Source organism: Rhodococcus sp. BUPNP1, from assembly GCF_002215235.1.
GTDB lineage: Bacteria > Actinomycetota > Actinomycetes > Mycobacteriales > Mycobacteriaceae > Rhodococcus.
On sequence record NZ_NERM01000003.1, the window covers coordinates 227,737 to 239,421 of the forward strand.

At 66.6% G+C, this 11,685-nt stretch carries 12 protein-coding genes; 9 read left to right on the top strand and 3 right to left on the bottom strand.

Annotation, left to right across the window (positions count from 1 at the left end; translation table 11 throughout):
- Together B9C99_RS04665 and B9C99_RS04670 are read left to right on the top strand one after the other, a co-directional pair.
- Window positions 1-1,149: an acyl-CoA dehydrogenase family protein gene (locus tag B9C99_RS04665; protein WP_088897090.1), complete on the top strand. Its 1,149-nt coding sequence runs from the start codon at window positions 1-3 to the stop codon at window positions 1,147-1,149.
- Between the two features lie 68 nt (window positions 1,150-1,217).
- Window positions 1,218-2,378 (top strand): acyl-CoA dehydrogenase family protein, encoded by a 1,161-nt coding sequence (locus B9C99_RS04670; protein WP_016690886.1) that lies wholly within the window; start codon window positions 1,218-1,220, stop codon window positions 2,376-2,378.
- On the opposite strand, the gene B9C99_RS04675 is transcribed toward B9C99_RS04670, so the two are convergent.
- Window positions 2,375-3,049 carry a TetR/AcrR family transcriptional regulator gene (locus tag B9C99_RS04675; RefSeq protein ID WP_088897091.1) on the bottom strand — a complete coding sequence of 225 codons (675 nt, stop codon included), beginning with the start codon at window positions 3,047-3,049 and terminating at the stop codon, window positions 2,375-2,377. The genes B9C99_RS04670 and B9C99_RS04675 overlap by 4 nt on opposite strands.
- A 161-nt stretch (window positions 3,050-3,210) precedes the next feature.
- On the opposite strand from B9C99_RS04675, the gene B9C99_RS04680 reads away from it, so the two are divergent.
- From B9C99_RS04680 to tuf, 7 genes are all read left to right on the top strand, one after another.
- On the top strand, window positions 3,211-3,840 hold the full coding sequence (locus B9C99_RS04680; RefSeq protein ID WP_016690888.1) for a TetR/AcrR family transcriptional regulator: 630 nt from the start codon (window positions 3,211-3,213) through the stop codon (window positions 3,838-3,840).
- Window positions 3,841-3,850: 10 nt separating this feature from the next.
- The gene (locus B9C99_RS04685; RefSeq protein ID WP_172414863.1) at window positions 3,851-4,402 is read left to right on the top strand and encodes a DUF3558 domain-containing protein; all 552 of its coding nucleotides are present in this window, start codon (window positions 3,851-3,853) and stop codon (window positions 4,400-4,402) included.
- Window positions 4,399-4,932 carry a DUF3558 domain-containing protein gene (locus B9C99_RS04690; protein ID WP_016690890.1) on the top strand — a complete coding sequence of 178 codons (534 nt, stop codon included), beginning with the start codon at window positions 4,399-4,401 and terminating at the stop codon, window positions 4,930-4,932. Before B9C99_RS04685 ends, B9C99_RS04690 begins: the two co-directional genes overlap by 4 nt.
- Window positions 4,933-5,256: 324 nt before the next feature.
- Window positions 5,257-5,631, top strand: a complete 375-nt coding sequence (rpsL, locus tag B9C99_RS04695; protein ID WP_006552258.1) for a 30S ribosomal protein S12 — start codon at window positions 5,257-5,259, stop codon at window positions 5,629-5,631.
- On the top strand, window positions 5,631-6,101 hold the full coding sequence (gene rpsG / locus B9C99_RS04700) for a 30S ribosomal protein S7 (RefSeq protein ID WP_016690891.1): 471 nt from the start codon (window positions 5,631-5,633) through the stop codon (window positions 6,099-6,101). Before rpsL ends, rpsG begins: the two co-directional genes overlap by 1 nt.
- A gap of 146 nt (window positions 6,102-6,247) precedes the next feature.
- Window positions 6,248-8,350, top strand: coding sequence for an elongation factor G (fusA, locus tag B9C99_RS04705; protein WP_016690892.1), 2,103 nt, complete (start codon window positions 6,248-6,250; stop codon window positions 8,348-8,350).
- Window positions 8,351-8,442: 92 nt separating this feature from the next.
- On the top strand, window positions 8,443-9,633 hold the full coding sequence (gene tuf, locus B9C99_RS04710; protein ID WP_016690893.1) for an elongation factor Tu: 1,191 nt from the start codon (window positions 8,443-8,445) through the stop codon (window positions 9,631-9,633).
- 99 nt (window positions 9,634-9,732) lie between these two features.
- Here tuf and B9C99_RS04715 read toward each other — a convergent pair whose 3' ends face one another.
- A complete protein-coding gene (locus B9C99_RS04715; RefSeq protein WP_026060887.1) occupies window positions 9,733-10,896 on the bottom strand; it encodes a serine hydrolase in 1,164 nt (387 codons plus the stop codon).
- A gap of 153 nt (window positions 10,897-11,049) precedes the next feature.
- Complete coding sequence (locus B9C99_RS04720) at window positions 11,050-11,682, bottom strand: TetR/AcrR family transcriptional regulator (RefSeq protein WP_088897093.1); 633 nt, start codon at window positions 11,680-11,682, stop codon at window positions 11,050-11,052.
- Between the last annotated feature and the right edge of the window lie 3 nt (window positions 11,683-11,685).

The window sequence follows — 11,685 nt, forward strand, 5'->3', positions numbered from 1 at the left end:
GTGAGCATGTGGACCACCCCCGAGCGTCTCGCCCTCCGCGAGACCGTCACCGGTTTCGTGAAGCGCGAGATCCTGCCCCACCTCGACGACTGGGAGCGCGCCGGCGAACTGCCCCGCGAACTGCACGTCGAGGCCGCGAAGGTCGGCCTGCTCGGCGCGGGATTCCCCGAGGAGGTCGGCGGTTCCGGTGGCGACGGTGCCGACACGCTCACCGTGTGCGAAGCGTTCCACGAGGCAGGTGCCTCGGGCGGCGCGTTCGCATCACTGTTCACGTGCGGCATCGCCCTGCCGCACCTCATCGCGGCCGGCGATCCCGATCAGATCGACAAGTGGGTACGGCCCACTCTCGCAGGCGAACTCGTCGGATCCCTCGCGATCACCGAACCGGGCGGCGGATCGGACGTCGGCCATCTGACCACCACCGCGGTGCGCGACGGCGACCACTACGTCGTCAACGGCGCGAAGACCTACATCACCTCGGGATGCCGCGCCGACTTCGTGGTCACCGCCGTCCGCACCGGAGGTCCCGGCGCCGGAGGAGTCTCGCTGCTCGTGATCGAGAAGGGCACACCGGGTTTCACCGTCTCCCGCAAACTCGACAAGATGGGCTGGCGCGCGTCGGACACCGCCGAGTTGTCCTTCGCCGACGTCCGCGTGCCGGTCACCAACCTCGTCGCCGCGGAGAACACCGGATTCTGGCAGATCGCACAGGGTTTCGTCTCCGAGCGGATCGCCCTCGCCGCCCAGGCCTATTCGGGTGCGCAGCGGTGCCTGGACCTGACCGTCGCGTGGTGCCGCGATCGCGAGACCTTCGGCCGGCCACTGATCACCCGCCAGGCCGTGCAGCGCACGCTGTCCGAGATGGCGCGTCGCATCGACGTCGCGCGCGTCTACACCCGGCACGTCACCGAACGCGCCGTGGCGGGGGAGACCGACCTGATCGCCGAGGTGTGTTTCGCGAAGAACACCGCGGTCGAGGCCGGCGAGTGGGTCGCCAACCAGGCGGTCCAATTGTTCGGCGGACTCGGGTACATGGCCGAATCCGAGGTCGAACGGCAGTACCGCGACATGCGCATCCTCGGTATCGGCGGTGGCACCACCGAGATCCTCACCGAACTCGCCGCCAAGCGGCTGGGTTACGGCGCCTGACACACCTGATCCTTCACGCGACCGTCCACGGCCGCGCGTCCTCTCACCCGAACCCGGAAGGCATCCTCGTGAGCATCATCGAGACCGAAGAACAGAAGGAACTGCGCGCTGCGGTCGCGGCTCTGGCCGAGCGCTACAACTACGTCGACTACGTGCTTCCCAAGTCACGCGCGCACGAGCCGCTCACCGAATTGTGGGCGGAGGCGGCCAAGCTCGGCTTCCTCGGCGTGAACCTCCCGGAGCAATACGGCGGGGGCGGCGCCGGCATCTACGAACTCGCGCTGGTGCAGGAGGAGCTCTCCGCCAAGGGCGCAGGGTTGCTGCTCGTCGTGGTCTCGCCGGCCATCTGCGGCACGATCATCTCCAAGTACGGCACCGACGCGCAGAAGCAGGAATGGTTGCCCGGGCTCGCCGACGGCTCCCGCATCATGGCCTTCGGCATCACCGAGGCCGACGCCGGATCCAACTCGCACAACATCACCACCATCGCCCGCCGCGACGGTGACGACTGGATCCTCTCCGGCAGCAAGGTGTACATCTCCGGTGTCGACCAGGCCGACGCCGTGCTCGTCGTCTCCCGCACCGAGGACGCGAAGACCGGCAAGCTCCGTCCGGCCCTGTTCATCGTGCCGACCGACGCTCCGGGCTTCACGAAGACGCCCATGGAGATGGACATCCTCGAGCCGGACTACCAGTTCTCCCTGTTCTTCGACGACGTCCGGCTTCCCGCCGACGCACTGGTCGGTGAACCGGAGGCCGCGCTGATGCAGCTGTTCGCCGGACTGAACCCCGAACGGATCATGGGCGCGGCGATGGCAGTGGGGATGGGCCGGTACGCCCTCGACGCCGCGGTGCGCTACGCCAACGAGCGCACCGTCTGGAAGCAGCCCATCGGCGCGCATCAGGGCATTGCGCACCCGCTGGCGCAGCGCAAGATCGAGCTCGAACTCGCCAAGCTCATGATGCAGAAGGCCGCCGTCCTCTACGACAGCGGCGACGACTTCGGGGCCGCCGAGGCCGCGAACATGGCCAAGTACGCCGCGGGTGAGGCCGCGATCGCCTCGCTGGACCAGGCGATCCAGACCCACGGCGGAGCCGGCCTCACCCGGGAGTACGGCCTCGCGGCGATGCTCGGCGCCGCGCGCATCGCACGCGTGGCGCCGGTCAGCCGGGAGATGATCCTCAACTTCGTGGCCCAGCACTCGCTGGGCCTGCCGAAGTCGTACTAGGCCGACGCTTCGGTGTTCGACGCTTCGGTGTTCGATGCTTCCGGGTTCGAGGTGTCGGGATTCGACACCTCGGACCCGGAGGTACCGAGGTTCGGCGGGAAGGAATCCGGCGGGAAGATACCGGCCGCCTCCTCCGCCGGGAGCAGCGTCCCCAGCAGATAGGCGAGGGACCACCGCAACGAGTTCACGTCCTGCAGCGGCACGGTCTGCTGGTAGCCCACGAGCGTGTACAGGGCCAGCCTTGCGAACCGCTCGGCCTGTCCCCTCGAACCGAGATACTGGGCCACCGCTTCGGCCACCACCGCGTAACGCAGGTCGTCGACCTTGCTCTGCACCTCGTGGACCCCGGAGTCGCTGTGCGACCAACCACGGATGGCGGATTCGGCGGAGTGGGGGAGACTGCACGCGAATTCGACGAGCAACCGGAGCCGTCGGGTCATCGAACCCTCGAGGCGCGCCGCGGCGGCGAGCTGCAGCGTCTGGCTCTCGAGCCAGTGCTGGAGGAATTCGGTCTTGAACTGCGCCCAGCTCTCGAAATAGTTGTAGAACGAGCCGGTCGTCACCTCGAGGTGACTGCACAACCGTGCCTGCTTGAGCCCGGCATGGTCGTTGGTGGCCAGGATGGCCAGCGCGGCGTCGAAGTAGTCCTCGCGCCTGACGATGGTCGCCACGTGGTGCTCCCCTTTCGCCCCGACCTGTTATACGAGTGTACGGATGATGAGCTTTGCGTACGGTCTCGGGGTCGCACGAATACCCGTTCGGCGGAAGATCAGTCGTGACGGAACGGTCGTGACCGGGTGGTCGTGACAGAACAGCAGGAGCAGGAGGCCCGATGGCGCGAGAACCGAAGCAGGACCGCAGCCGCGCCACGCGGCGGCGACTGCTCGAGGCGACGATCGACTGCCTCGCCGAATCCGGTTGGGCCGCAACCACGGTGAGTGTGGTCGCCGAGCGGGCAGGAGTGTCGCGCGGGGCCACCCAGCATCACTTCCCGACCCGGGAGGATCTCATCACCGCATCGCTCGAGTTCATGTTCGACAGTCGCATCGAACGGGTCCGCACCGAGCCGTTCGACGTGCCCGAGGGCGTCGGCCGCACGGAGGCAGTGGTCGAGCGGATCGTCGACCAGTGCACCGGCAACATGTTCAAGGCCGCCCTGCAGGTGTGGACGGCCGCGGCGGCCGATCCTGCTCTGCGTGAGATGCTCCTGCCGCTCGAGGAGAAGTTCGGGCGTGTCTCGCACGCGGTCGCCGTCGAGCAGCTCGGCGCCGACGACACCGATCCGGTCGTGCACCGGACGGTGCAGGCGACCCTGGATCTCGCGCGCGGCCTCGGCCTGGCCGACGTGCTGACCGACGACTCGGCCCGCCGGCGGGAGATCGTCCGCCACTGGGCCGCGCAGCTCGACGAGGTGCTCCGGGAGTCCTCGAGTCGTCGCACACAGGCGGGCCCGGCTCGGTAGTCTTCCCGCCATGCCTCTCCCGCGCATCGGAAGGACGGCGGCTGCCGTGGCCACGGTCGGCCTCATGAGTCTCGGTGCGGCGGCGTGCGGGAACTCCGACGACGCCGGACAGGCAGCGACCTCGCCCACCGCGTCCGTCACCGACCCCGGCCCGCTGTTCGACGAGTGCGGCGCGATGTCCGACGACGAGGTGGCGGCGGCCTTCGGTCTCGGAAGTTTCACGACGGTGACGCGCAACTCGGTGGGCTGCGAGTGGGAGATCTACGTCGGCGGCCCCAGCGTGAGCTTCTCCTGGTACCGGGGAAGTCCCATCGGCCGCGAACGCGCCGGCTCCGATCTCATCGGCCGGCCCGCCGCCGACGTCGAGATCGGGGGACGGTCCGGTTTCATGGGGTCCTACCAGAACGAACTGGGGCAGACGACGCTGTGCGAGATCGGTGTGGAGTTCGGCGGCGACTTCGTCCACTGGTCGGTCTCGTACTCGAACCTCACGCCCGTCGCCGACGCCTGCGTGGTCGCTCGCGGCCTGGCCACCACAAGTGTGGAGAGGGTGCAGAAGTGAACGCCCGCCGCTGGGGTGCCGCGCTCGCGACCGTCCTCACGACGGGCGCTCTGCTCACCGGGTGCACCCGCACCATCGAGGGGCGTGCCGTTCCCGAGGGGATCGGTGGCGGCACGGGCGCCGAGTTCACCCGGCTGCTCACCGAGTGCGACGCGGTCGCCGACGAGAAGATCGCCGAAGCCGTGGGCGCGGACTACGTCTACCGCGGTTTCTTCGGTGCGATCTGCCGCTGGGACGGTGAGGGACCCGCGGGTGTCGTGAAGGTCACCTTCAACTGGTTCGAGACCGGTTCCCTCGACCACGAACGCGCCGCAGCCGAGGGGCTCGGTTACGAGATCGAGAACACGACCATCGAGGGCCGGCGGGCGCTGCAGATGCGCCGACCGGGCGATCCGCGCTCGTGCGGGGTCAGTTCCGGGGCCTCGACGACCGGCATCTTCGGCTGGTGGGTGCAGTACACCTCCGGGGGAGCGGACCCCTGTGAAGCTGCTGCTACGTTGGCCCGGCTCACACTGAACCTCAGCAGTTGACGGTGTGTGCGGATCCTCGGGAGGGTGCGCGCTCCTCACTTTGACCTCATGCGCGCCCGCCGGGTATCGTTGTGGGTCGTGTCCGGCATGCCCGGGCCGGTCTGTGTGCCTATGCGAGGTAGTGCCGTGCGCGCGGTCTGTGGATTTCTGCAGGAGCGAGCCCCCGGCTGCCTGTGTGGGGGTACGCGACACACCCGACCTCGTGTGCACACGAGGGGCGAGTGCGGGGCAGCAGCTTTCTTGCCCCAACCGATGGATCCCTAATTTCAGAACAGCCGAGGTTGCTCGAAGTGAGCAGCTTCAGACAACGAAGAAAGCCGGTTAATGCCAACCATCAATCAGCTGGTCCGCAAGGGCCGCCGCGACAAGGCCGCCAAGGTCAAGAGCGCGGCGCTCAAGGGCAGCCCCCAGCGTCGCGGCGTGTGCACTCGCGTGTACACCACCACCCCGAAGAAGCCGAACTCGGCTCTCCGGAAGGTCGCCCGTGTGCGTCTGACCTCCCAGGTCGAGGTCACCGCCTACATCCCGGGTGAGGGCCACAACCTCCAGGAGCACTCGATGGTGCTCGTGCGTGGCGGTCGTGTGAAGGACCTCCCGGGTGTGCGCTACAAGATCATCCGCGGCTCGCTCGACACCCAGGGTGTCAAGAACCGCAAGCAGGCTCGCAGCCGCTACGGAGCGAAGAAGGAGAAGGGCTGATGCCACGTAAAGGTCCCGCTCCCAAGCGCCCGCTGATCGCCGATCCGGTCTACGGTTCGCCGCTGGTCACCCAGCTGGTCAACAAGATCCTGCTGGACGGCAAGAAGTCCACCGCCGAGCGCATCGTCTACCAGGCGCTCGAGCAGGCTCGCGAGAAGACCGGCACCGATCCGGTCGTCACCCTCAAGCGCGCGCTCGACAACGTCAAGCCCGCCCTCGAGGTCCGCAGCCGTCGCGTCGGTGGTGCCACCTACCAGGTGCCGGTCGAGGTTCGCCCCGGTCGTTCCACCACCCTCGCCCTGCGCTGGCTGGTGACGTTCGCGCGTCAGCGTCGCGAGAAGACCATGGTCGAGCGGCTCGCCAACGAGCTCCTCGACGCGAGCAACGGCCTCGGCGCATCCGTGAAGCGCCGCGAGGACACGCACAAGATGGCTGAAGCCAACAAGGCGTTCGCGCACTACCGCTGGTGAGTCGTCGCCGACCGGGAGATGCCGTCATCACGGACCTCCCGGTCGGCTGCTCGCACAACTGTGTCGGTCCCGTAAAGGCCGGCTGACAACACAAGAACATGTGGTCCGCACCCAAGGACCGACACGAGCTACGAGCGGGGTTACCTGTGGCACAGGAAGTGCTGACCGACCTGAACAAGGTCCGCAACATCGGCATCATGGCGCACATCGATGCCGGCAAGACCACCACCACCGAGCGCATCCTCTTCTACACCGGTGTCAACTACAAGATCGGTGAGACGCACGACGGTGCCTCGACCACCGACTGGATGGAGCAGGAGAAGGAGCGTGGTATCACCATCACCTCCGCTGCTGTGACCTGCTTCTGGAACAAGAACCAGATCAACATCATCGACACCCCCGGCCACGTCGACTTCACGGTCGAGGTCGAGCGGTCGCTGCGCGTCCTCGACGGCGCAGTCGCCGTGTTCGACGGCAAGGAGGGCGTCGAGCCCCAGTCCGAGCAGGTCTGGCGCCAGGCTGCCAAGTACGACGTTCCGCGCATCTGCTTCGTCAACAAGATGGACAAGATGGGCGCGGACTTCTACTTCACCGTGCAGACGATCATCGATCGCCTGGGCGCGAAGCCGCTGGTCCTCCAGCTCCCCATCGGTGCCGAGGATGCCTTCGACGGCGTCGTCGACCTCGTCGAGATGAAGGCCATCACCTGGCGCGGCGTCACCGAGATCGGTGCCGAGCCGACCATCGAGGAGATCCCGGCCGATCTCGCCGACAAGGCTGCCGAGTACCGCGAGAAGCTGCTCGAGACGGTCGCCGAGTCCGACGAAGAGCTCATGGAGAAGTACTTCGGTGGCGAGGAACTGACCGTCGCCGAGATCAAGGCTGCCATCCGCAAGATGACGGTCGCCTCCGAGCTGTACCCGGTGCTGTGCGGCTCCGCCTTCAAGAACAAGGGCATCCAGCCCATGCTCGACGCGGTCATCGACTACCTGCCGAACCCGCTCGACATCGGCGACGTCATCGGCCACCAGGTCGGTAACGAAGAAGAGGAGATGCGTCGTAAGCCCTCGAAGGAGGAGCCCTTCTCGGCGCTCGCCTTCAAGATCGCTGCGCACCCCTTCTTCGGCAAGCTGACCTTCGTCCGCGTGTACTCCGGCCGGATCGACTCGGGCACCCAGGTGCTCAACTCGACCAAGGGCAAGAAGGAGCGCGTCGGCAAGCTGTTCCAGATGCACGCCAACAAGGAGAACCCGGTCGACGAGGCAGTCGCGGGCCACATCTACGCGATGATCGGCCTGAAGGACACCACGACCGGCGACACCCTGTGCGCGCAGGACGCCCCGATCGTCCTCGAGTCGATGACCTTCCCGGACCCGGTCATCCAGGTCTCCATCGAGCCGAAGTCGAAGGCCGACCAGGAGAAGCTGTCGACGGCCATCCAGAAGCTCGCCGAAGAGGACCCGACCTTCTCGGTCGAGCTCGACGACGAGACCGGCCAGACCGTCATCGGCGGTATGGGCGAGCTCCACCTCGACATCCTCGTCGACCGCATGAAGCGCGAGTTCAAGGTCGAGGCGAACGTCGGCAAGCCGCAGGTCGCGTACCGCGAGACGATCACCAAGCCGGTCGAGAAGCTCGAGTTCACGCACAAGAAGCAGACCGGTGGCTCGGGCCAGTTCGCAAAGGTCATCATCGGCCTCTCGCCGTTCGTCGGCGAGGACGGCGCGACCTACGAGTTCGAGAACAAGGTCACCGGCGGTCGCATCCCGCGCGAGTACATCCCGTCGGTCGACGCGGGTGCTCAGGACGCCATGCAGTACGGCGTGCTCGCCGGCTACCCGCTGGTGAACCTGAAGGTCACCCTCATCGACGGTGCGTACCACGACGTCGACTCGTCCGAAATGGCGTTCAAGATCGCCGGCTCGCAGGCACTGAAGGAAGCGGCCCGCAAGGCCGCCCCGGTGATCCTCGAGCCCCTCATGGCGGTCGAGGTCACCACGCCCGAGGACTACATGGGTGAAGTGATCGGCGACCTGAACTCCCGCCGTGGCCAGATCCAGGCCATGGAGGAACGCAGTGGTGCCCGTGTCGTGAAGGCGCTGGTTCCGCTCTCGGAGATGTTCGGTTACATCGGCGATCTGCGGTCGAAGACCCAGGGTCGTGCGAACTTCTCCATGGTGTTCGATTCCTACGCAGAGGTTCCCTCGAACGTCGCGAAGGAAATCATCGCCAAGGCGACCGGCGAGTAACCTCCGGGTTATCCCTCGGTCACCTGCACGACCAAGTAATACAAACCGCACTGCTGCATACAGCAAGCAACAACAGTCCAGGAGGACATCCAGTGGCGAAGGCGAAGTTCGAGCGGACCAAGCCGCACGTGAACATCGGCACCATCGGTCACGTCGACCACGGCAAGACCACCACCACGGCTGCGATCACCAAGGTGCTTGCCGACAAGTTCCCCGACCTGAACGAGAGCTTCGCTTTCGATCAGATCGACAAGGCACCTGAGGAGAAGGCTCGTGGTATCACGATCAACATCTCCCACGTCGAGTACCAGACCGACAAGCGCCACTACGCGCACGTCGACGCCCCGGGTCACGCGGACTACATCAAGAACATGATCACCGGTGCCGCCCAGATGGACGGCGCGATCCTGGTCGTGGCCGCCACCGACGGCCCGATGCCGCAGACGCGTGAGCACGTGCTGCTCGCCCGCCAGGTCGGCGTTCCCTACATCCTCGTCGCCCTGAACAAGGCCGACATGGTCGACGACGAGGAAATCCTCGAGCTCGTCGAGATGGAGGTGCGCGAGCTCCTCGCTTCGCAGGAGTTCGACGAGAACGCTCCGGTCGTCCCGATCTCCGCTCTCAAGGCTCTCGAGGGTGACGAGAAGTGGGTCCAGTCGATCGTCGACCTCATGCAGGCCGTCGACGACTCCATCCCGGACCCGGTCCGTGAGACCGACAAGCCGTTCCTCATGCCCGTCGAGGACGTCTTCACCATCACGGGTCGTGGCACCGTCGTCACCGGCCGTATCGAGCGTGGCGTGATCAACGTCAACGAAGAGGTCGAGATCGTCGGCATCCGCCCCGAGTCGACCAAGACCACGGTCACCGGCATCGAGATGTTCCGCAAGCTGCTCGACCAGGGCCAGGCCGGCGACAACGTCGGTCTCCTCGTCCGCGGCATCAAGCGCGAGGACGTCGAGCGCGGCCAGGTCGTCGTCAAGCCGGGCACCACGACTCCCCACACGGAGTTCGAGGGCCAGGCCTACATCCTCAACAAGGAGGAGGGCGGCCGCCACACGCCGTTCTTCAACAACTACCGTCCGCAGTTCTACTTCCGTACCACGGACGTGACGGGCGTTGTTACCCTCCCCGAGGGCACCGAGATGGTCATGCCCGGTGACAACACCGAGATGTCCGTCAAGCTGATCCAGCCGGTCGCCATGGACGAGGGCCTCCGCTTCGCGATCCGCGAGGGTGGCCGCACCGTCGGCGCCGGTCGCGTCACGAAGATCATCAAGTAGGCACCGCCTACGGGATCATCAAGTGAGCTAGTCCTCACTGACGCTCGAACGGCGTCCACCCTCGGGTGGGCGCCGTTCGGCGTTTCGGGATCACGGCGATCAGCCGACGATCTCCTTCAGCTGGTTCGCCACGGGGGTCACCGGTTCCTCCCCGTCGGCGGTCGGGATGTCGCTGTTCACGGCAGCGACGACCACAGCCTGCCGTTCGGGCAGATATCCCACGTAGGTGTTGAAACCGGGGAGCTCGCCCGTGTGGCCGAGCCAGCCGTTCTCGATACCGAGCCCGAGACCGTAGGCGCGGGTGTCGGTCGCACCGGGGATGTCGAACAGGAACGAATCGAGACGGAGCTGCTGCATCTCGGGGGAGAGGATGCCCTCGCCCGTCCCGAGGGCCGTGCCCCACAACTCGAGATCGTCGACCGTGGAGATCACCGCGCCGGCCGACCATCCCCACGACGGGTTCCAGTCGGTCGCATCGGCCGTCTGCCCGTCCGGCTGTCCCTGTTCGGTGATCCCGTACAGGTGCGGTGACGCGATCGCCGCGTCGGTGGGCATGACGGTCTCGGCCATGCCCAGGGGCTCGAAGACGTTCGCCCGGAAGTACTCGTGCAGGCTCTGCCCGGAAACCTGCTCGACGACCAGCCCGAGCGCGATGAAGTTGGTGTTCGAGTACTCGAACCGCTCGCCGGGAGCGAAGTTCGGTGCGTCGCCGCGCACGAAGTCGAGGAGCTGGTCCGGGGTCCACGGGGCCTCCGGATCGGCGAAGAGCCGCTGCTGGAATTCCTCGTCGAAGGTGTAGCTGGGGATACCGCTCACCATCGAGGCCAGTTGCCCCAGAGTGGCGGTGTCCCCGTTCGGCAGACCCGGCACATAGCGGCCGATCGGATCCTCGAGCGACAGTTCGTCGTCCTCCGCCAGTTGCAGCAGAGCGGTGACCGTCATCGTCTTCGTGATGCTGCCGATACGGGTGTGATCGTCGGGGTCGGGCTCCTCCGATCGATCCGCACCGATCGTGCCGGATGCACCGGTCCATTCGTAGTCCGGGGTGACCACGCGCGCAACGACTCCGGGGAAACCGACCTCCTCGCGCATGCGGTCGAGCACGTCCTGGAACTCGTCGGCGGGCGCCTCGCCGGTGGCGGTCGAATCCGTAGCCGTGGCCTCGGATGTTGCGGCCGGCGGTGATTCTTCGGCGGTGTCGTTGCCGCAGGCGGCCACGACGGTGAGCATCACGGCGGACAACACGATCGGTAATCGGCGCACGGCATTCTCCCCGGTCGAGACGACGGTGTGAGGACGACAGTGATCAGTATGTGCCGTTCGGCAGGACATCGGGTCTGTTTTCGGGTCGAAAAACGACCGCTCCGTATGTGAAGTACTCTTGTCAACCGCGCCGTGTGGTCGGCGCTCTCTCGATCAGGCGCTCTCGATCGCGGCGAGGAGCATCCGCGCCGTCATCGCAACCATCTGCGTCCGATCGGATCTCCGGGGACGTAGGAGGGCGATCCGCGAGCACAGGCTCGCCGTCGCTCCCATCACGATGAAGACGAGATCGTCGAGTGCTGCGTCGTCGAGATCGGGTCGCAGCCGCGCCGGGATGATGCGTCCCAGCGGCCGCAGCGGACCTTCGACCTCGGCCCACGCGAGCCCGAACTCGATCTCCTCCGAGGTGTACGACACCCGGAGTACCGCAGCGTGTTTCTCGAACGCGGCGGTGAGACTCTCCACGACCGTCACCATGGCCTCCGCCGGCTGCTGGTCCATCGCCCGTCCGATGGCGGTGGACAGTGAGGTGGTGATCGCGTGGACGGCGGTCATGCGGAGTTCGTCGAGCACGGCGTCGACGTCGGGGAAGTACCGGTAGACCGTCCCGATGCTCACGTGGGCGTGCTCGGCGAGTGCCGTGGTGCTGATCCGCGCGGTGGGGCTGCGCTCGAGCAACTCGTGCGCAGAGGTGAGGAGCAGCTTGCGGGTGTCGTGGCTGCGCTGCTGGACAGGACGCTTCCGGGGTGCTTTTCCTGCGGTTCTGTCACCGCGCGGGGAGCTCATGAA